Annotated in this window: 13 protein-coding genes and 2 pseudogenes; 9 read left to right on the top strand and 6 right to left on the bottom strand. The window is 71.0% G+C overall.

Annotated elements, in window-relative coordinates; all coding sequences use genetic code 11:
- Position 1: 1 nt before the first annotated feature.
- Positions 2-1,156: a lipid-transfer protein gene (locus ACYUED_RS18740; protein WP_491293424.1), complete on the bottom strand. Its 1,155-nt coding sequence runs from the start codon at positions 1,154-1,156 to the stop codon at positions 2-4.
- A 130-nt stretch (positions 1,157-1,286) separates the two neighbouring features.
- On the opposite strand from ACYUED_RS18740, the gene ACYUED_RS18735 reads away from it, so the two are divergent.
- On the top strand, positions 1,287-2,855 hold the full coding sequence (locus ACYUED_RS18735) for a FadD3 family acyl-CoA ligase (RefSeq protein WP_491294321.1): 1,569 nt from the start codon (positions 1,287-1,289) through the stop codon (positions 2,853-2,855).
- 68 nt (positions 2,856-2,923) lie between these two features.
- On the opposite strand, the gene ACYUED_RS18730 is transcribed toward ACYUED_RS18735, so the two are convergent.
- Positions 2,924-3,109: a hypothetical protein gene (locus ACYUED_RS18730; RefSeq protein WP_491293423.1), complete on the bottom strand. Its 186-nt coding sequence runs from the start codon at positions 3,107-3,109 to the stop codon at positions 2,924-2,926.
- A 216-nt stretch (positions 3,110-3,325) separates the two neighbouring features.
- Positions 3,326-6,280 carry an SARP-family global regulator AfsR gene (gene afsR / locus ACYUED_RS18725; RefSeq protein ID WP_491293422.1) on the bottom strand — a complete coding sequence of 985 codons (2,955 nt, stop codon included), beginning with the start codon at positions 6,278-6,280 and terminating at the stop codon, positions 3,326-3,328.
- 220 nt (positions 6,281-6,500) lie between these two features.
- On the opposite strand from afsR, the gene ACYUED_RS18720 reads away from it, so the two are divergent.
- The 3 genes and pseudogenes from ACYUED_RS18720 to galE form a co-directional block, all read left to right on the top strand.
- The gene (locus ACYUED_RS18720) at positions 6,501-7,742 is read left to right on the top strand and encodes an amidohydrolase family protein (protein WP_491293421.1); all 1,242 of its coding nucleotides are present in this window, start codon (positions 6,501-6,503) and stop codon (positions 7,740-7,742) included.
- Between the two features lie 97 nt (positions 7,743-7,839).
- Positions 7,840-8,664: pseudogene (locus ACYUED_RS18715) on the top strand (transferase); the annotation flags it as partial.
- A gap of 59 nt (positions 8,665-8,723) precedes the next feature.
- Positions 8,724-9,698 (top strand): annotated as a pseudogene (galE, locus tag ACYUED_RS18710) (UDP-glucose 4-epimerase GalE); the annotation flags it as partial.
- A gap of 8 nt (positions 9,699-9,706) precedes the next feature.
- Here galE and ACYUED_RS18705 read toward each other — a convergent pair.
- Entirely contained in the window at positions 9,707-10,795 is a 1,089-nt protein-coding gene (locus ACYUED_RS18705) for a glycosyltransferase (protein WP_491294319.1), read from the bottom strand.
- A 29-nt stretch (positions 10,796-10,824) separates the two neighbouring features.
- Positions 10,825-13,653 (bottom strand): bifunctional glycosyltransferase/CDP-glycerol:glycerophosphate glycerophosphotransferase, encoded by a 2,829-nt coding sequence (locus tag ACYUED_RS18700; protein ID WP_491293420.1) that lies wholly within the window; start codon positions 13,651-13,653, stop codon positions 10,825-10,827.
- A gap of 254 nt (positions 13,654-13,907) precedes the next feature.
- Here ACYUED_RS18700 and ACYUED_RS18695 point away from each other — a divergent pair, with 254 nt between their 5' ends.
- The 5 genes from ACYUED_RS18695 (at position 13,908) to ACYUED_RS18675 (ending at position 20,371) form a co-directional block, all read left to right on the top strand.
- Positions 13,908-14,876 carry a TIGR03619 family F420-dependent LLM class oxidoreductase gene (locus ACYUED_RS18695; RefSeq protein ID WP_491293419.1) on the top strand — a complete coding sequence of 323 codons (969 nt, stop codon included), beginning with the start codon at positions 13,908-13,910 and terminating at the stop codon, positions 14,874-14,876.
- A gap of 180 nt (positions 14,877-15,056) precedes the next feature.
- Positions 15,057-15,827: an SDR family NAD(P)-dependent oxidoreductase gene (locus ACYUED_RS18690; RefSeq protein ID WP_491293418.1), complete on the top strand. Its 771-nt coding sequence runs from the start codon at positions 15,057-15,059 to the stop codon at positions 15,825-15,827.
- A gap of 120 nt (positions 15,828-15,947) precedes the next feature.
- Positions 15,948-17,066 carry an LLM class flavin-dependent oxidoreductase gene (locus tag ACYUED_RS18685; protein ID WP_491293417.1) on the top strand — a complete coding sequence of 373 codons (1,119 nt, stop codon included), beginning with the start codon at positions 15,948-15,950 and terminating at the stop codon, positions 17,064-17,066.
- Positions 17,067-17,079: 13 nt separating this feature from the next.
- On the top strand, positions 17,080-18,918 hold the full coding sequence (locus ACYUED_RS18680; protein WP_491293415.1) for an N-acyl-D-amino-acid deacylase family protein: 1,839 nt from the start codon (positions 17,080-17,082) through the stop codon (positions 18,916-18,918).
- 1 nt (position 18,919) lies between these two features.
- Complete coding sequence (locus ACYUED_RS18675) at positions 18,920-20,371, top strand: aldehyde dehydrogenase family protein (RefSeq protein WP_491294318.1); 1,452 nt, start codon at positions 18,920-18,922, stop codon at positions 20,369-20,371.
- Between the two features lie 232 nt (positions 20,372-20,603).
- Here ACYUED_RS18675 and ACYUED_RS18670 read toward each other — a convergent pair whose 3' ends face one another.
- Positions 20,604-20,999: a nitroreductase/quinone reductase family protein gene (locus ACYUED_RS18670; protein WP_491293414.1), complete on the bottom strand. Its 396-nt coding sequence runs from the start codon at positions 20,997-20,999 to the stop codon at positions 20,604-20,606.
- Between the last annotated feature and the right edge of the window lie 220 nt (positions 21,000-21,219).

Here is a 21,219-nt window from a genome sequence, read left to right as displayed (position 1 = left end):
CTCAACTCCTGTTCGTCAGCAGCAGGGCGGACGTCGGGACTCCCTCACCTGCGGTGACCAGGCAGGTGGTGGCGTCCGGGACCTGGGCGGTGCTGGTGCCTCTGAGCTGCTTCACGCCTTCGTTGATGAGGTTGAACCCGTGGACGTAGGCCTCGCTGAGCCCGCCGCCGCCGGTGTTGAGGGGCAGCAGCCCGCCGATCTCCAGGGCCCCCTGCTCGGTGAACGCCCCGCCCTCTCCGCGGTCGCAGAAGCCGTAGCCCTCCAGGGAGAGCGGTACGAGCGCCGTGAACGCGTCGTAGATCTGGGCCACGTCCACGTCCTGGGGCGTGAAGTCCGCGTGTTTCCACAGGTGTCGGGCGGCCGTCCAGGCGGGTCCGGTGAGCGGGTCGTCGTTCCAGTAGTTGACCATGCCGTGGTGCTGGGCGGGCAGGCCCTGGGCCGCGGAGTGGACGTGGACGGGGGCCTGGCGGCAGTCGCGCGCGCGTTCACCGGACACCACCACGCACGCCAGCGCGCCGTCCGTCTCCAGGCAGTTGTCGAAGAGGCAGAGCGGCTCGCTGATCCAGCGGGAGGTCATGTACATCTCGCGGGTCAGGGGGCGGTCGTACATCACCGCGGCCGGATTCTGGTTCGCTCTGTTGCGGCAGGCGAGGGCGACGTTGAAGAGGTGGTCGCGGGTCACGCCGTACTCGTGCATGTAGCGGCGGGTGAGCATGGCGATCTCGTCGGCCGGGCGCAGCAGGCCGAAGGGGCGTGTCCACTGGGCGGGGGTGGGGAGTTGGACGGTGGTGTTCTTCCAGGGGCGGGGGCCGCTGCCGCGCTTGCGCGAGCGCCAGGCGACGCCGACCGTGGCCTGGCCCGCGGCGATGGCGGTGGCGAGATGGGCGACCGTGGCGCACGAACCGCCGCCGCCGTAGCCGGCCTTGCTGAAGAAGGTGAGGTCGCCGAAGCCGACGGCCTTCGCCAGCTCCACCTCGTCCGTCTCCTCCATCGTGTACGAGGCGAGGGCGTCGACCTCGCCGGGAGCGATGCCCGCGTCGTCGAGAGCGGCGAGGACGGCCCGGCAGGCGAGGGTCTTCTCGTCCTCGTCCAGCCGTCTGGCGAAAGGGGTTTGGCCGATCCCGACGATCGCGGTGGCGTCCTTGATTCCGGTCATGGTGGGGGACCTCCGCAAGATGCCAGGGCAGCTGACAGGTCGTCAGGCTACAGCTAATCTGACGGGTAGTCAGCAATGAGGTCTCCCCGGCTCGAACGTAGTGGAGAGGTGGGGAAGGTTGGGGGCCGTTGTGCGCGGTGACGTCGAGTGGGGCAGCATTCCGGAACTCGTCCGGTCCGCGGCCGAGCGGTACGCGGACGTCGAGGCGGTGGTGGAGGGCCGCACCCGGATCTCGTACGCCGAACTGGGCGCCCGCGTCGAACGGGCGGCGGCCGCCTGCATCGCGAGGGGCATCTCGCCGGGTGACCGGGTCGCGATCTGGGCCCCGAACTCGCTGGACTGGATCGTGGCGGCGCTGGGCGCGGTGTCGGCCGGGGCGGTGCTCGTGCCGGTCAACACGCGCTTCAAGGGCGCGGAAGCGGCGGACGTGCTGCGCAGGAGCGGGGCGCGGCTGCTGTTCGTGACGGGGACGTTCCTGGGGACCTCGTATGTGGCGTCGCTGCGGCGGGCGGTCGCGGAGGGGCCGGAACTGCCGTCGCTGGAGCAGGTGGTGGTGCTGTCGGACGACGCGCCCGCCGACTTCCGTACGTGGAAGGACTTCCTCGCGGGCGGGGACGGGGCGGGCCCGTCCGAGGTGCGGGCGCGGTCGGCGGCGGTGGACGGCTCCCAGCCGTCGGACATCGTCTTCACGTCCGGCACGACGGGCCGCCCCAAGGGCGCGGTGATCACCCACGCGCAGACGCTCAGGGCGTACGAGATCTGGAGTGATCTCGCGGGGCTGCGGCGCGGCGACCGCTATCTGATCGTGAACCCCTTCTTCCACACCTTCGGCTACAAGGCCGGAGTCCTGGCCTGTCTGATGCGCGGCGCGACGATGATCCCCCAGCCCGTGTTCAACATCGACACGGCCCTGGCCAACATCGCGGCGGAGCGGGTGTCGGTGCTGCCGGGACCGCCGACGCTCCACCAGTCCCTGCTGGACCACCCGTCCCGTGACGCCCATGACCTCTCGGCACTGCGGCTGGTGGTGACGGGCGCGGCGGTGGTGCCGCTCAGGCTGGTGGAGCGGTTGCGCGGGGAACTGGGCGTCGAGACGGTCCTGACGGCCTACGGCCTCTCGGAGGCCAGCGGCATCGTGACGATGTGCCGGCGCGGCGACGCCCCCACGGTGATCGCCTCGACGTCCGGGCGGGCGATACCGGGCACCGAGGTGCGGGTCGAGGCACCGCCCGGCGAGCCCGGCGAGGTCCTGGTGCGCGGCTTCAACGTCATGCGCGGCTACTACGAGGACGAGGCGGCCACGGCCGAGGTGCTGACGGCGGACGGCTGGCTGCGGACCGGGGACGTGGGCGTGCTGGACGAGACGGGCTGCCTCAGGATCACCGACCGCATCAAGGACATGTTCATCGTCGGCGGCTTCAACGCCTACCCGGCGGAGATAGAGCAACTGCTGGGCCTGCACCCGGATGTGGCGGACGTCGCGGTGATCGGCGTACCGGATCCGCGCCTCGGGGAGGTCGGGAAGGCCTGTGTGGTGCGGCGGACGGGCGCGGTCCTCACGGCGGACGACCTGATGGCGTGGGCACGGCGGGAGATGGCGAACTACAAGGTGCCCAGGCAGGTGGAGTTCCTGACGGAACTGCCCCGGAACGCGAGCGGGAAGGTGGTCAAGGGGGAACTGCGGGGGCGGGCGCGCTGAGTGCGGGCACGCCTCGGCCGCGGCGGCTCCCCTCCGCGCCGCCGCGGCCGGTCCCCGTGCGAGGAGGCTTACGCCTTGGTCGGCTTGAACGGCTCCGACGTGGCGTGCAGGTCCTTCGTCTCCAGGGGCTCGTCCGTGGCGTGCAGGTCGTCGGCCTTCACGGGCTTGTCCGTGGCGTGCAGGTCCTGGGTCGTCACCTTGCCGTCCGTCGTGGACGTGGCGTGCAGGTCCTCCGGCTTGAGCTCGTCGCTCATGGTCGTCAACTCCCCTTGGTGGATCACATGGATGGATCGGCGGGGCCCGCCCGGTCACTCCCCCGAGGACGACCGGACGGGCCCTGCTGGGCCGCTCGCCCCAGTAAGTGGGTATGGGGCCCGCCAGTGACCCGTCTGCCCCCCGACGCGACGGATCGACTGCCCAGAGCATGGCGGAAGGCGATAAACGAATGATGAACGCCTCCGCAGGGCCGGTCAGGCCGCGTGCACCGGTGTCAGCAGCGCCCGCACCTCCACGGCCTCGTCGGAGCCCAGGTCCTCGTAGATCGCCACGGCTTCCTGCCAGCAGACCTGCGCCCGGCCCGACTGCCCGATGCCGCTGAGGGCACGGCCCAGGACGGTCAGGACGTTGCCCCGCCGCCATTCCCCGCCGATGCCGCGCAGCACCGTCAGCGCCATCTCGGCGTTCGCCGCGGCCTGCGCGGGGCGCCGGGCGGCGAGATCGACCTCGGCAAGGCGGAACAGGCTCATGCCCTCCCACAGGCGCTGGCGGCTGTCCCGGAACACCTCCAGCGCCTCGTGCAGCCGGTCGGTCGCGGAGTCCAGCTCGCCGCTCTGGGTGAGCGCCAGACCGAGCGCGTACCGGGCGTTCGCACCCCGCATGGTGTTGCCCATCGCGTCGTAGACGCCGATGCCCTCCCGGGCGAGCGTGACCGCGCTGGTCGTCCGCCCGGTGGCCAGGTGGATGCGGGAGAGGTTGCACAGGGCGCTCGCCTCGCCGGGGCGGTCGCCCAGCGTGCGGAAGTGCTCGATGGCCTGGGAGAGGTGCTCCTCGCCGTCGGCGTGGCGGTTCTGGTAGAGCGCGAGGATCCCGCGCGCGTTGCTCGCCCAGCAGACCGGGAGAAGGTCCTGCGCCTCCTGTGCGAGGACGGTGGCGCGCTCGGCCTCCCGGTCCGCCTGCTCGAAACGGCCGATCACGAGATGGACGGTCACCAGTGTCATCAGGGCACGCGCCTCGGCCCGCGGATCGCCGAGCCGCCGGGCCGACTCCACCAGGGTCTGCGCGGTCGCCTCGTAGCCCCTGGAGTTGGCGCCCGACTCGGACAGGTCGTGCGCGGCCCACAGCAGGTCGATGGCGCGGGCGAGGGTCTCCGGCCGGTCCGCGGACCGGGTGACGCAGGCCAGGAGACAGATCGCCTCCGCGTACAGCCAGTCCTGTGCCGCGTGGCGGTCGGCGAAGACCAGTCCCGGACGCGCGGGCGGCGCCAGATGGTCCACCAGCCGGTCCCCCGGCCGCTCGATCGCGTACACCCCGGCCGCGGTGGCCAGGTAGAAGTCCAGCAACCGCGACATCGCCGCGTCGCGCTCGCTCGGCGGCCACTCGTCCCGCTCCGCGCACGCACGCGCGTAGAGCCGGACCAGGTCGTGGTAGCGGTAGCGGCCGGGAGCCGCCGACTCCAGCAGGGAGGTGTCGACGAGGGACTCCAGCAGGTCCTCCGCCCCGTCGGCCGGAAGGTCCAGCACCGCGGCGGCCGCCGCCACCGAGATGTCCGGGCCGTCCGCGAGCCCCAGGAGACGGAACGCGCGTGCCTGGGCCGGCTCCAGCGCGCCGTAGCCCAGCTCGAAGGTGGCCTTGACCGCCAGGTCGCCGGCCTGCAGTTCGTCCAGGCGGCGGCGTTCGTCCGCCAGCTTGGCGGCGAGGACGGAGACGGTCCAGGTGCGGCGGGCCGCCAGACGGGAGGCCGCGATGCGGATCGCCAGCGGGAGGAACCCGCACGCCGCCACGACGTCCAGAGCGGCCTTCCGCTCCGAGGCCACCCGCTCGGCGCCCACGATCTTGGTGAAGAGCGACAGGGCCTCGTCCGGGGACATCACGTCCAGGTCCACGAGGTGGGCGCCCGCCAGGTCGACCATCCGCACCCGTGACGTCACCAGGGCCGCGCAGCCCTCCGTGCCGGGGAGCAGGGGACGTATCTGGGCCGCGTCCCGGGCGTTGTCCAGCAGCACCAGCACCCGGCGGCCGTCCAGGACCGAGCGGTACAGCGCCGAGCGTTCCTCCAGGGAGTCCGGGATCGCCGAGTCCACGGTGCCGAGCGCGCGCAGGAAGGACCCGAGCACCGTCTCCGGTTCCGCCGAACTCGCTCCCGCGCCCTGCAGATCGACGTACAGCTGCCCGTCCGGGAAGGCGGCCCGCGCCTGGTGGGCGACGTGCACGGCGAGCGTGGTCTTGCCCACGCCCCCGATGCCCGCCACCGCCGACACCGCCATCACCCGGCCCTCCGCCGAGGCCAGCACCTCACCCAGCTCGGCCACGAAGGCCGAACGGCCGGTGAAGTCCGGGACCGTGGCCGGGAGCTGGGCCGGGCGGACGAGGGTGGAGGCCGGCTCGGCCTTCGGGGACGGGGCCTGCGCAAGACCCGGGTCGGCCTGCAGGATCCGCTGCTGCAGTTCCCGCAGTCCCGGCCGCGGATCCACGCCGAGCTCGTCCGCCAGCAGCTGCCGGGTGTCCGTGTACACGGCCAGCGCCTCCGCCTGGCGGCCGCTGCGGTACAGCGCCAGCATCAGCAGTTCGCGCAGCCGCTCGCGCAGGGGGTGCGCCGCCGTCAGGGCGGTCAGCTCCGACACCGCCTCGGCGTGGCAGCCCTGCTCCAGGTCCATGTCCAGCCGGGATTCGAGGAGTTGCAGCCGCCACTCCTCCAGACGGACCCGCTGGGTCTCCGCGTACGGGCCCGGCACACCGGCCAGCGCCTCGCCGTCCCACAGCGCCAGCGCGCGGCCCAGCACCTCCCGCGCATGGCGCAGGTCCCCGGCGCCCCGCGCTTTCTCCGCCTCGGCCGCCAGCTCCTGCGCCACCGCCAGGTCCAGCGCGCCCTCGGCGAGCCCGCGCACCGCGTACCCGCCGGACTCGCTCACCAGGACCCCGGGGTCCAGCACCTTCCGCAGCCGGGAGGCGTACGTGCGCAGTGCCGCCAGTGCCTGCGACGGCGGCTCCTCGCCCCACAGGGCGTCGATCAGCTCGCCCGCGGTCGCCGTGCGGCCCTCGCGCAGCAGCAGGGCGGCGAGCAGGGCGCGTTGCTGCGGGGAGCCGGTGCTGAGCCGCACCTCGCCGCGTCGGGCTCGTACCGGACCGAGCACGCCGAAGCTCAGCGCGACCGGCTCCGCAGAGGAGCCGGACCGCCTCTGCTCCGGCACTCGCGGTAGACCGTCCATCGCCGTCCCCCTAGACACAGTGAGCTACTCCGTCAGTTTGCCTTGTTCCCGGCGGATGCGTCAGCTGTGGAGAGCGCGCTCACCGACAGACGCGCGGGATATCACAAGGCCCTCACCTGGTCTTCGCACACTTCCGAACATTCCCGGGGCATTCCCGAGCGTCAAGAAGTCCGCAACCGCACAGCTGACGGACCGTCAGATCGGCGCTACCGTGGCCGCCATGGACACCCAACCCACCGCGCAGACCACGTTTCCGCTGATCATCTCCGTCGACGACCACACGGTGGAGCCCGCCGACGTCTGGCAGAGCCGCCTCCCGGAGAAGTACCGGGACGTCGGCCCGCGCACAGTCCGCGCACCGCTGAAGGAAATGTCCTTCCTGGGCGGGCGCTTCAGGCCGGTCATGGGCAAACCGGGCGACGACGGTCCACTCGGCGACTGGTGGGTCTACGAGGACCTGCACCGCCCCCTCACCCGACTGGACACGGCGGTCGGTTACAGCAGGGACGACATCAAGCTGGAGGTGATCACCTACGAGCAGATGCGGCCCGGCTCGTACGATGTCCCGCAGCGCCTCGCCGACATGGACGTCAACCACGTCCAGTCCGCCGTCTGCTTCCCGACCTTCCCCCGCTTCTGCGGCCAGACCTTCACCGAGGCCAAGGACCACGAGCTGGGCCTGCTCTGTGTGCAGGCCTACAACGACTGGATGGTGGAGGAGTGGTGCGGCCCGGCGGCCCAGGGCCGGCTCATACCCCTCACACTGATACCCCTGTGGGACGCGGAACTCGCCGCCGCCGAGGTGCGGCGCAACGCCGCCCGCGGTGTCCGGGCCGTCGCCTTCTCCGAGATACCCCCGCACCTCGGCCTGCCGTCCGTCCACACCGACGACTGGGACCCCTTCCTCGCGGCCTGCGACGAGACCGGCACGGTCGTCGCCATGCACATCGGCTCCAGCAGCCGGATGCCGTCGACGTCCAAGGACGCGCCGCCCGCGGTGGGTTCGACCATCACCTTCGCCAACTGCTGCTTCTCGATGGTGGACTGGCTGATGAGCGGCAAGTTCGAGCGCTTCCCGAACCTCAAGGTCATGTACGCCGAGGGCCAGATCGGCTGGATCCCCTACATCCTGGAGCGCGCCGACGTCGTCTGGGAGGAGAACCGCGGCTGGGGCGGCGTCGCCGACAAGGTCCACCGCCCGCCGTCCGAGCTGTTCGCCGAGCACGTCTACGGCTGCTTCTTCGACGACGCCTTCGGTCTGAAGAACCTCGACTCCATCGGCCTGGGCAACGTCCTGTACGAGACCGACTACCCCCACTCCGACTCCACCTGGCCCAAGTCCCGCGAGGTCGGCGAGGCGCAGATGGGCCACCTGGACCCGGAGGTGGTGGAGCGGATCGTGCGGCGCAACGCGATCGAGCTGCTGGGGCTGACGGACGACGGGCTGTGGGCCGGCCGGTGAGCAGGCCCAGAGAACGCTGAGCGGAGCGGCTGCCCCGGATCCACGTGGACCCCCGGACCGGGATCGGTCCGGGGACCGGCGCGCGGGCACCGGCAAGGCGCGGGCGACGCGGGCGCGCTTCCTCGAGAACTCGCTGCGGATGTACGCGCGCGAACTGCATCTGCGCGGCGCCGACTACCGGCGCGAGTGGTGGACCCTCACGCGCGCGTACCTGGACTCCTTCGACGAGGGCGACCTCGCCTCGGCGACCACGCCCGGCCGGATAGTCGCCCGGGTGGTCCTCGCCGCCGAGAAGCCGCGCGACCTGGTCCGGCTCAAGGAGGTCGCCGGCCGCCCGGCACGGCTGAACCCGCCGTACCCGCGCGCGGACGACGGTTCCCCGGTCTGGTCGGCGGATCTGCCCCAGGCGGAGTTGGAGCACCTCCTCGTCCGCCCGGCGCACGTGCTGCCCGCCGCCGTCGACGCCGAACTGCGGCCATGCGCGCGGGGGACGGTGCTCCGGCTGCGCCTGCACGAGCTGTACGGGCGGCTGGCGGATGCGGGACCGGAGGCCGTGGAGGCGGAGTTCACGGAGCGGGACGAAGGGCGGGTGGGATTCGCCGGTACGGCGCCCCTCACGGCCGACCCGGACTCCGACACCTGGTCGGCCGAGTTCCCCCTGGACCTGCATGCGCTGGGCGGCGGCACCTGGGACCTGCGGCTGCGGCTGCGCTTCAAGGACGGCACTCACCGGGTCAGCACCGCCCACGCGGTCGCGGGGACCGGACTGCTGCGCCGGAGCGCACTGCCGAGCCTGCGCCACGGTGTGCTGCTGGCGCAGCCGTACGCGACCCACTCGGGGGCGCTCGCGGTGCGGCTCGCGCCCGGCTTGAGCGGATTGACCGAGGTCATGCGTCGTCGCCTCAAACGCCTCTTTCGCTGATATGTGACTGATGCGTGACTGACTGCCTGTCGCGCACTCCTCCAAAGGGACGGTTGTACATGACCTGGCTGATCACCGGTGGCGCCGGCTACATCGGGGCGCACGTCGTGCGGGCGATGCTCGACGCGGGCGAACGAGCCGTCGTCTACGACGACTTCTCCACAGGGATCGCCGAACGGGTGCCCGAGGGTGTGCCGTTGGTCGTCGGCTCCACGCTGGACGGCGAGCGGCTCGGGCGCGTCATCCGGGACCAGAGCATCACCGGCGTCGTCCACCTCGCGGCGAAGAAGCAGGTCGGCGAGTCCGTCGAACTGCCGTTGCACTACTACCGGGAGAACGTCGAGGGCCTGCGCACCCTGCTGGCCGCGGTCACCGACGTCGGTGTCGCGTCGTTCGTCTTCTCCTCCTCGGCCGCCGTCTACGGTATGCCGTACGCCGCGCGAGACGACGCTCTCGTCACCGAGGAGACGCCGTGCGAGCCGATGAGCCCGTACGGCGAGACCAAGCTGGCCGGCGAGTGGCTGGTACGGGCCACGGGCCGGGCCACCGGGCTGTCGACGGCCTCGCTCCGCTACTTCAACGTGGCCGGAGCGGCAAGCCCCGCACTGGCCGACACCGGCGTCTTCAACCTCGTACCCATGGTCTTCGAGAAGCTCGCCGAGGGCGCCCCGCCGCGGATCTTCGGCGCCGACTATCCGACCCCCGACGGGACATGTGTGCGCGACTACATCCACGTCGTCGATCTGGCGGAGGCCCATGTGGCGGCCGCGCGGCGGCTGCGCAAGGCACCGGGCACCGACCTCACCCTCAACATCGGGCGCGGGGAGGGCGTCTCGGTGCGCGAGATGATCGACCGGATCAACGTGCTCACCGGCCACGCCCTGCCCGCCGTGGTCGTGGACCGGCGGCCGGGCGACCCCGCCCGGGTCGTCGCCTCGGCCGACCGCATCGCGGCGGAGCTGGGCTGGAAGGCGCGGTACGGGGTGGACGACATGATCTCGTCGGCATGGGCGGGCTGGACCCTGAACCACCCTGCGAAGCCCTACCTCGCCAGGAAGCCGAACAGCGCTTCCCATCTCCCAGCGATCTCGTCCGCCCCGTACCGGCGGATGTTCTCCCGCGCCGAGTCCCCCATCCGGTCCCGCAGCCCCGCGTCCGACATCAACAGGTCAAGCTTGCGGGCGAGTTCGCCCGTGTTGCCGGGGGTGGCGAGGAGGCCGTCCTCGCCGTCGCGGATGATCTCGCGGACGCCGGGGGCGCAGTCGAAGGCGGCGCAGGGGACGCCCATGGCCATGGCTTCCATGAGGGCGAGGGGGAAGCCCTCGCCTCGGGAGGACAGCGCGAACACCGAGCCGCCCCGCAACGCGCCCGGCACGTCGCTCGTGCGGCCCATCCATGTCACCGAGTCGTCGAGGCCCAGGGTGGTGCACTGCTTGCGCAGGATCGCCTCGTCCTCGCCGGAGCCGTAGATCTTCAGGACCCAGTCGGGGTGGCGGGGGGCCACCTCGGACCAGGTGTCGAGGAGCATGTCGACGCCCTTCTCGTCGCTGAGCCGGCCGATGCTGATGACGGCCTTCCCGGTGCGCGAAGAGGGCAGGTCCGGCAGCCAGGGCACGGCGTTCGGCAGATACGAGGCGTTGTTGAGGCCCGCGCCGATCCACAGGTCGGCGTCCTCGCGGGTGAGGACGAGCATGCGGTCGACGTCCCGGTAGTGCCTGAGGACCCGCTGGAAGCGCGAGGACCGTTTCGAGGTCTCGAAGGACTCATGGCTCATCCCGATGACGGTCAGACCGGCGGTGTCGGCGAGCTTCACCCACTCCATCGCCCACACCTGGGTCACGATGACGACCCCGCCGGGGCGCGCGGCCCGGAACAGGTTCGTCAGCACGGTGGCCCTCTCCCGCATGCCGGCGTCCCGTACCCGGCCGGGGCGCGGCGGCTGGCCGTCGTACAACCGGGTGGCGGGGTAGGGGAGTTCACCGACGTCGTGCGGGTCCTCGGGGGTGGTGATGCCGATGACGTGGACGCGGTGGCCGCGCTCGGTGAAGAGCCGGGCCATCTGATGGGACCAGCTGGTCACTCCGCCCAGCTCGTCCACGCTGTTGGAGACGAGGAAGACGTCCCGCCCCATCGTGCCGTCCTGCGCTACGCCGTCCTGCACTATGCCTTCCTCCACTCGGTGAAGAACTCCTCGACGATGCGCTGCGCGGCCGTGCCCTCGTCGTACTCGCCGAAGTCGCCCACGAACCGCTCCCGTGCCGCCGCGTACTTGACCCGCTGCTCCTCCAGCGAGGACGCCTCCAGTACGGAGTGCAGTTCGTCCTCGGTGCGGACGACCGGGCCCGGTGCCCGTTCCAGCAGGTCGAAGTAAGTGCCGCGGCCCTGGTGCACGTACTCCTCGTAGTCGTGGGGGAAGAAGAGCATCGGGCGGTCCAGCAGGGCGTAGTCGAACATCACCGACGAGTAGTCCGTGATCAGGGCGTCGGCGAGCGCGAGGAGCGGGGTCACGTCGTGGTGGTCCGACACGTCGATGACGCGGCCTCGTACGGACGGCGGGAGCACGACGTGGTTGAGATAGTGCGCGCGGACGAGGAGGACGTACCGGTCGCCGAACTCCTCCGCGAAGCGCTCCACGTCGAAGGGCAGCTCGAAACGGCGCTGTCCGTGGTGGCGGAAGGTGGGCGCGTACAGCAGCACCTTCTTCCCGGCCGGGATCCCCAACTCGTCGGCCGGCGCCGGGCGTTCGGTCGTCTCCCGGGCTCGTACGAGCTCGTCGTTGCGCGGGTAGCCCACCCGCAGCAACGTCTTCTCGCGCAGCCGGAAGGCCTTGGCGAGGGTACGGACGTCGTGCTCGGAGCGGATCAGGAAGTGGTCGAAACGGTCCAGGGCGAGCTGCTGTTCCGCCTGCTCGGCGCGGGACTTGAGCTTCCAGCCGGCTTCGTCGAAGCCCATCCGTTTCAGCGCGGAGCCGTGCCAGGTCTGGAGGTACGTCGTCCCGGGGCGCTTGGTCAGCTTCAGCGGGTAGCTCTGGTTGTCGATCCAGTACTCGGCGCGGGCCAGCGCCCTGAGGTAGGGCAGCGACCAGCGGCGCACCAGCGTGGCGTCGGCGGGGAAGCCCTGCGGCCTGCCCGTGTACGACCACACCGCCTCGAAGTCGAGCCCCTGGCGGCGCATCTCCTCGTAGATCGCCCGAGGACTGTCGCTGTACTGCCGGCCCAGGTGGCTCTCGAAGACCACCAGGCGCTTGTGCACCGGCATACGCAGGAAGACGTCGTGATAGAGGCGGAGCCTGGTCTCTCGGGAGGTGGCCCTCGCGCGCAGCGCCTTCGCCTTGCGGAAGCCGGCCTTGGCGAGGCGGCCGGGGGTGCCGTGCAGGCCCCGGGTGACGAGGTCGTTCGCCTTCTTGCCGGGGACGAGACGGAAGGCGAGGTGGCCACGGGCGGAGACCTGCGGCTCGACACGGTCGGCGACCAGCCGGGTGAGGCGGGGGCGCACCGGCACCTCGCCGGTCACCAGGCCGGGACGGGTGGCGGTGAGGCGCGTCGTCGTACGCTCGCCGTCGACGTCCAGGTGGAGGCGTACGTCCCAGACGGCGTCCACGATGCCGAGCGGGCGCAGGCCCTTCGACAGGTCCGCCGGGGTCTCCCAGGACACGTACGGGCCTTCGTGGCGGACCGTCGCCACCGGAAAGCGGAAGGTCTGGAAGCGCAGCCCCTGGCGGCGGGCGTAGAACTCCAACTCGGCGGTGATCCGGGCACCGGCCGCGATGACGCCGAGGGGGTTGGTGACAAGGCCCGCGAGCCGGACGACACCGCCCTGCTCCTCCTGCCGGTACTCCGTCAGTTCGTTGCGCGGGAACAGCTTCCCCACCGGCCGGGTGTGGTAGCCGAGGTCGGTGACGTCCAGGACCCGGCGTGCGAAGGGGTCCTCGTCGATGTGCTCGGCGCACCAGTAGACCCGTCCGTCGCGCTCGGAGAGCGGGGCGGAGACCTTGTCGCGGTTGGTGAGTGTGTCCACGGCGGGCAGCAGGTTGTCCCAGTCGCTCACGCGCAGCAGATAGGCGCAGACCCCATGGATCGGCTCGACCTCGTCGTACGCGGCCGGGTCGATCGATGCCAGGTAGGCGCGGGCGAGGGCGGCGAACTCCTGACGGTAGGCGGCGTCCCGGAAGGGAAGGTCGCGCAGGTGCAGCACCAGGTCGTGCTTGAGGAACTTGACGTCCTTGCGGAACTTCAGCTCCGGCATGTCCTTGTCGGCGAGCAGTCGGTCGATCCGGCGGTGCATCTCCATGCGCTGCGCGAAATTGGCGATCTCGGCGCGACGGTTGCTGATCGACTTGGCGCCGGCCTTCTCGACCACGTTCCAGTCGTAGACCCGGTTCGGTATGAGCGTGATGCGGCGGGCCGCCGTGTAGGCCCGGGCGGAGAAGAGCAGGTCCTCGTAGTGGATGCCGACGGGGAAGTCCAGGCCGCCATCGACCAGGAACTCCCGGCGGTAGCACTTGTTGGTCGACAGAGTGTCGTAGACGAGCAGGTCAGGCAGCTCGGAGATCGAGTCGAGGGTGCGGGTGCGGGCGTACAGCCAGGGGTACCACTCGACCTCCTTGCGGTGGCGGGAGTCGACGTGGACGCGGACGCAGAGGCCGGAGACGAGGTCGGCGCCGGTGGTCTCGGCCGCCTCCAGGAAGTTGCGGCAGGCGTTGCGCTCCAGGACGTCGTCGCTGTCGAGGAAGACGACGTACGCGCCGCGGGTCTTCAGGATGCCGTGGTTGCGGGGCGCGCCGCAGCCGCCGCTGTTCTCGGGGAGCCGGTACGCCCGTACGCGGTCGGGGTGCTCGGCGGCGAGACGGCGGGCCGCCTCGTACGAGCCGTCCGTGCTGTGGTCGTCGACGATCACGACCTCGACGCTCCGCAGCGTCTGTTCCAGCACCGAGCGCACGGCCGTGGGCAGCCTGGCCTCGTCGTTGTAGACGATCACGACGACGGACATGGCGGGACGCCGGCCCCTGTCCACATTCACCCCATTCGTTACTGCTTTCACCCTCTGGGGGTGATCACGCGCTTGAGAATCACTTGGGTAGATGTTCACGGGGGCGTGTGGGTTCCTTCGGCGGGCCCGAAGGTGCCAGGTGGAGACGGACAGTGAAAGACCCGTCACCGCCCCGGCCTTGTCTGACGGTGTGTCAGCTACGAGTATGTAATCCGCGTCACTCAACATGCCGGACCGCCAGTGAAGGGGGCGCCATGTCGGCCCTGCCGCCGGAAGAGCGACGACTTGTCTACGGCATTCAGCTGCCCGTCCAGTCGCAGAGCACGATCTACGCCGAACCCTGGGAGGCCGACGCCGGGCCCGAGGACCTGCTCGCCGTCGCCCGTGCCGCCGAACGCGCCGGCTTCGCCTACCTCGCGAGCTGCGACCACGTCGCCATCCCGCGCCGCCTCGCGTCCGCGATGAGCACGGTCTGGTACGACCCCGTCGCCACCCTCGCCTTCCTCGCCGCCGCGACCGAGCGCATCCAGCTGCTCAGCCACGTGGCTGTGGTGGGCCTGCGCCATCCCCTCGTCACCGCCAAGCAGTACGCCACCCTCGACCACCTCAGCGGCGGGCGGCTGATCCTCGGGGTCGGGGCCGGGCATGTGCGGGAGGAGTTCGCCGCGCTGGGCGTCGACTTCGAGCGGCGCGGCCCCGTGCTCGACGAATGCGTCGACGCCCTGCGCGCCGCCCTCGGCCCCGAGGAGTTCCCCGAACACCACGGTAAGCTCTACGACTTCGAGGGCCTGGGTCAGCGACCACGACCGGCCCGGCAGCGCGTCCCGCTCTGGGTCGGCGGGTCCTCACCCGCCGCCGTGCGCCGAGCCGCTCTCAAGGGCGACGGCTGGCTGCCGCAGGGGGATCCGCGTGACCGGCTTCCGGCACAGATCGCCCGGATACGGCGGCTGCGTGAAGAAGCCGCCCGCGGCGGAGCCGCTGATGGATGCAGTCAGGGGCCGTTCGTTGTCGGTGCCATCGCCGAGCCGCTGTACGTCGGCAAGCCGGGGTGGGACGTCGGGCGCCTGACCCTCACGGGCGCGCCCGAGGAACTGGCCGAGTCGCTGAGGGCCTACCGCGCCATGGGCGTGCACCAGATCCAGGTGCGTTTCCGGTGCCGGTGCCGAGCCGAACTCACTGACCAGATCGAGGCGTTCGGGGAGCGGGTGGCACCGCTGCTGTAGCGGGTCCGATACACGGTGCTCCTTGAAAGCTCGAACATGTCCACGTCGAGCGTCGTGTGTGCGGACGTACGGGCGATCCCAGATTCGCCTCGGCAACGCCCGGGACTCACTTCTGACGCAGCGTCAGATATGGCGCTACGATGCTGAGTTCACCGTGTTCACCGTGTGAAGGGGGCCGTAATGGGCAAGCTCGACGGACGGGTCGTCATCGTCACCGGGGCGGCGCGCGGACAGGGGGAGCAGGAGGCCCGCCTGTTCGGAGCGGAGGGGGCCGAGGTCGTGCTCGCCGACGTCCTCGACGACCAGGGCGAGGCACTCGCGAAGGAACTGGGCGCGCGCTACGTCCACCTGGACGTGGGCCGGGAGGACCAGTGGCGGTCCGCGGTGAGCGCCGTGAAGAACGCCTTCGGCCGGATAGACGGCCTGGTCAACAACGCCGGCATCCTGCGCTTCAACTCCCTCCTCGACACCCCCCTCGACGAGTTCATGCAGGTCGTGCAGGTCAACCAGGTCGGCTGCTTCCTCGGCATCAAGACCGTCGCGCCGGTGATGGAGGACGGCGGCACGATCGTCAACACCGCCTCCTACACGGCGGTGACGGGCATGGCGGCCGTCGGCACCTACGCCGCCACCAAGCACGCCATCCTCGGCCTCACCCGCGTCGCCGCCCTGGAGCTCGCGGACCGGCACATCCGGGTCAACGCCATGTGCCCCGGCGCCATCGACACCGCGATGTCCAACCCCGCCCGACTGGACCCGACCGCGGACGCGGCTCAGACGGGCCGGGCCCTGGACGAGCTGTACCGCAAGCTCGTGCCACTCGGGCGGATCGGGAAGCCGGAGGAGGTGGCGCGCCTGGCGCTTTTCCTGACCTCGGACGACTCCTCCTACATCACCGGACAGCCGTTCGTGATCGACGGGGGCTGGCTGGCGGGGGTCAGTGTTTTCTGACGGGCCATCCGCTATTGACCCTCCATGCCGGTGGTGCAACAGTCGTCGAAACTAACTGACGGTGCGTCAGAAACTGCTCACCGCGTCAGAAACCTTCAGAACCGGGGACGGTGAACCTCCTTGGAATTCGGGCTCTTTGTACAGGGATACGTGGGCAAGCGCGCCGAGACCGACCCGCTGGCCGAGCACAAGGCGCTGATGGAGGAGACCGAGTACGTCATCCAGGCGGACAGGTCGGGCTTCAAGTACGCCTGGGCCTCCGAGCACCACTTCCTGGAGGAGTACTCGCACCTCTCCGCCAACGATGTGTTCTTGGGATACCTGGCTCACGCCACGGAACGGATCCATCTCGGCTCGGGGATCTTCAATCCCCTCGCCCAGGTCAACCACCCGGTGAAGGTCGCCGAGAAGGTCGCCATGCTCGACCACCTCACCGGCAACCGCTTCGAGTTCGGCAGCGGACGCGGGGCCGGCTCGCACGAGATCCTCGGGTTCATACCGGGCGTGACGGACATGAACTACACCAAGGAGATCTGGGAAGAGACCATCGCCGAGTTCCCGAAGATGTGGATGCAGGACGCGTACGTCGGCTTCCAGGGCAAGCACTGGCAGCTGCCGCCGCGGAAGATCCTGCCGAAGCCGTACGGGAAGTCGCACCCGGCGATGTGGTACGCGGCCGGGTCGCCGCCGTCGTACGCCATGGCCGCCCGCAAGGGGCTCGGAGTGCTGGGATTCAGCATCCAGAAGGTCTCCGACATGGAGTGGGTGCTGGAGCAGTACAAGACGGCCGTCGTGAACGCCGAGCCGGTCGGAGAGTTCGTCAACGACAACGTGATGGTGACGACGACGGCGATCTGCGCGCCGACCCATGCCGAGGCGATCGACATCGCCGTGCACGGGGGGCTGCACTATCTCCCCTCGCTGGTGTTCCGGTACCACGACACGTTTCCCCGTCCCGAGGGGTTCCCGGTGTGGCCGGAGGCCTTGCCGGAGTACACGCCGGAGTTCGTGGAGCTGCTCATCGAGGAGGAGCTGCTGATCTGCGGTGACCCCGACGAGGTGTTCACGCAGTGCAAGCGCTGGGAGCAGGCCGGGGCCGATCAGTTGAGCTTCGGGCTGCCGGTGGGGGTGCCGAAGGAGGAGACGCTGCAGACGATCCGGTTGATCGGGGAGCACGTGATTCCGAAGATCGACACGGATCCCGTGCATCGGACTTCGCGGTTCCGCGCGGCCACGTAGTCGCCGTCGCGGGGTGCGGGTTGTCTGTGGCTGGTCGCGCCCACGCGGCGGAGCCGCACATCGACACAGTCCCGCGCCCCCAGGGAGGCATGCCGCACGCACCTCAAGGAGTTACCGCATGCTTGATCACGTCATCAAAGGCGCCACCGTCGTCGACGGGACCGGGGCACCCGCCCACACCGCCGACGTCGGCATCCGCGACGGGCGTATCGCCGTCATCGGTCTTGTCACCGAGGAGGCCCGGAGCAGTGAGGACGCCTCCGGGCTGGTCCTCGCCCCCGGCTTCGTCGATCCGCACACGCACTACGACGCCCAGTTGTTCTGGGATCCGTACGCCACGCCGTCCCTGAACCACGGGGTGACGACCGTTGCGGCCGGGAACTGTGGGTTCACGCTGGCCCCGTTGAATCCGGACCGCCCGGACGACGCCGACTACACGCGCCGCATGATGTCCAAGGTCGAGGGGATGTCGCTGGTCGCGCTGGAGGAGGGGGCGCCCTGGACCTGGAACGGCTTCGGGGAGTATCTGGACGCCCTGGAGGGGCGGATCGCCGTCAACGCGGGCTTCATGGTGGGGCATTGTGCGCTGCGGCGGTATGTGATGGGGCCGGACGCCGTCGGTGGGCAACCGACCGGCGAGCAACTGGACGCCATGCTCGGCCTGTTCCATGAGGCGATGGACGCCGGAGCCTGGGGCTTCTCCACCACCCAGTCGTCCACCCACTCCGACGGCGACGGACAGCCGGTCGCCTCCCGGCACGCGAAGCCGGCGGAACTGCTGGCGCTGTCGCGTGCCGTCGGTGAGCACGAGGGCACACAGATCGAGGCGATCGTGGCGGGCTGCCTGGACCAGTTCAGCGACGCCGAGATCGACCTGCTGGTGGAGATGAGCGCGGCCGCCGGACGCCCCCTGAACTGGAACGTCCTGACCATCGACGCCGCCGTCCCCGAGCGCGTACCCCGGCAGCTGCTGGCGAGCGAGCAGGCGCGCAAGGCGGGCGGGCGGGTCGTCGCGCTCACCATGCCGATCCTCACGCCGATGAACATGTCCCTGGGCACGTTCTGCGCGCTGAACCTGATACCGGGGTGGGGCCCGATCCTGGGGCTGCCGGTCCCGGAGCGGATCGCGCGGCTGCGGGACGCGGACGTGCGGGCCGAGATGCTGCGCCGCGCCCAGTCCAAGGAGGCGGGCGTCTTCCGGCGGCTCGCGAACTTCGGGCGGTACGTCATCGGCGACACCTACAGCGAGGCCAACCGCGGGCTGAGCGGGCGGGTGGTCGGGGACATCGCCGAGGAGCGCGGCCTGGAACCCTTCCAGTGCTTGGTCGAGATCTGCGCCGCCGACGACCTGCGTACGGTCCTGTGGCCGATGCCCACTGACAACGACCCGGCGTCCTGGGCGCTGCGTGCCGAGACCTGGCAGCACGAGGACGTCATGCTGGGCGGCTCCGACGCGGGCGCGCATCTGGACCGGATGTGCGGGGCGCCGTACACGACCCGGTTCCTCGGTGACTGTCTGCGCCGGCGGAAACTGGTCGGCCTGGAGCAGGCGGTGAAGATGCTGACCGACGATCCCGCGCGGCTGTTCGGGCTGCGCGAGCGGGGGCGGGTGGAGGAGGGCTTCCATGCGGACCTGGTGCTCTTCGACCCGGAACGGATCGACGCGGGTACGGCCACCCTGGTGCACGACCTGCCGGGTGACAGCCCGCGGCTCGACGCGAGGGCGATCGGGATACGGGCCGTGTGGGTCAACGGGGTCGAGGCGATCCGGGACGACGTGGTGAGCGGCGCCGTACCCGGGAAGGTGCTCAGGTCCGGGCGGGACACGAGGACGGTGAGCACCCGTGAGTGAAGTGACCGGCCCGCAGCGGCTGTTCGTCGGCGGTGCCTGGGTCGAGCCGGACGACGGGCGCTACGCCGTCGTCGACCCGGCGACCGAGCAGACCGTCGGGTGGGCTCCTCAGGCCTCGCGGGATCAGGTGCACGCGGCGTGTGCGGCGGCCCGCGAGGCCTTCGGGCCGTGGTCCAGGACCTCGCCCGAGGAACGGGCCGCGGTGCTCGGGCGGGCGGCGGACATCATCGCGAGCCGGTTCGCGCCGTACGCCGAACTCGCGCAGGCCGAGACCGGTGCCACGACGGGGACGGCGCGGGCGATGCAGGTCGGAGTGGGCGTGGCCCGGTTCCGGCGCTACGCGCGCGTGGAGCCCGCCGAGTGGGCGATCCCGCCACAGGTCAACGAGGCGGGCCCGATGGGGAGGGCGGGCGTGATGGGTGCGCTGGCCGTGCGGCAGCCGGTCGGGGTGGTCACCTGCGTCACGTCGTACAACAACCCGTGGGCGAACCCGGCCGGCAAGATCGCCCCCGCGCTCGCCATGGGCAACACGGTCGTGGTGAAGCCCGCCCCGCAGGACCCCCTGTCGGTCTACCGCATGGCGGAGGCGCTGGAGGCCGCGGGGGCGCCGCCGGGTGTGGTGAACGTCGTCTCCGGCCGCTCGGCCTCGGTCGGCGAGGCGGCCGTCGCGTCACCGGACGTCGACATGGTGAGCTTCACCGGCTCCACGGCGGTCGGGCAGCGCATCGCCGAGGCCTGCGGGCGGGACATGAAGCGCCAGCTGATGGAGCTGGGCGGGAAGGGGGCCGCGCTCGTCTTCGACGACGCGGATGTGGCCTCGGCGGTGGCGGGCATCGGCACCACCTTCTCCTTCTACAGCGGGCAGATCTGCACGGCACCGACGCGGGTCCTGGCGCAGCGCGGGGTCTACGACCGTCTCGTCGAGCAACTGGCCGCGTACGCACGTCGGTTGAAGGTGGGGGACCCGCGGGAGCCGGACACGGTGGTCGGGCCGGTGATCTCCGCGGCCCATCGCGAGCGGGTGGAGTCGTACGTCGAACTGGGCCGCAAGGAAGGCGCCGTGCTGGTCACGGGCGGTGAACGCCCGCCGCACGACCGCGGCTTCCACGTCGCCCCGACCCTCCTCGCCGACTGCACCAACGACATGCGCGTGGCCCGCGAGGAGATCTTCGGACCGGTGCTCGTGGTCATCCCCTTCGACGAGGAGGACGAGGGCATCGCCCTCGCCAACGACAGCGACTACGGCCTCATCGACTATGTCTGGTCGGGGGACGTGGCACGGGCCTTCCGGGTGGCCCGGCAGCTGCGGGCCGGCGGGGTCGGCATCAACACCGTCGGGCGCAACATGGAGGCGCCGTTCGGGGGGTTCAAGAAGAGCGGGGTGGGCCGCGACGTCGGTTCGTACGCCCTGCACGCGTACAGCGAGGTGCAGGCGATCGTGTGGCCGGGGTAGGCGCAGGCCGTCAGGGGATCGCCCGGACGGGCCCGCGCGGTGACCCGCGCTCGGCGACGGATGCGGGCAGCCGGTCACCGGCCCACCAGCTGTCGCGCCTCCAACTGCTGCATGACACCGGCGTCGGGTGACGACAGCCGCATACGCGAGGTCGCCGGTTCGATCCCCCGTCGGCGCAGCACCTCGCGCTCCCATTCCTCGCGCGGCGTGGGCCGACGGTCGGGCGGGACGTTCAGCCGTCCAGATCCACCCGTACCGTCAGCAGGTTCGTCCCCAGCAGCCGCACCGCCGTGCTGTTGCCACGGGGCAGGGTGCGCAGGCGGGCCACCGGGTCGTCGTCGGGCAGGAGATGGGCCGTGCCGGTGTGCCAGCGCCCGCGGATCCGTACCCGTACCCTCGGGTCGGCCTTGATGTTGCGGACGTACTGGGACAGCTCCCCGAACTCCGAGACCAGCCAGAAGGAGCCGCCGATCCGGCGCCCGCCCACCGGGGTGCGGCGGGGCAGTCCGGAGGTCCGGCCGGTGGTCTCCAGCAGGGTCTGCAGGGGCATCCGGCGCGTGAGCGGGTTGGCCAGGTGGCGCTGGAAGGCGGTGGTGGCGCGGTGGCGCAAGCCGGTGGGGCGAGGCATGGTCCCTGCGACTCCTTCGCATCTGAGGAGACCCGGGTTCGCTGCTGAGCACGTCCGAGTCTCGAACTGTTGCCGCAATGGTCTCCCACGCACGCGCGACGAAGGTGGGGGGCGGCGGATGCACGTCGGCAGAGGTGTCGCTGAGGGTTTTCCTCGCCGGTGGGTTCCTGCGAACAGATTCGATGAAGCGATCCTTCCGGCGACCGGCGACCGGCGACCG

It is taken from the genome of Streptomyces sp. DF42 (assembly GCF_058267695.1).
The sequence above is the reverse complement of the archived record's forward strand: the minus strand, read 5'-3'. Positions and strand labels throughout refer to the sequence as shown.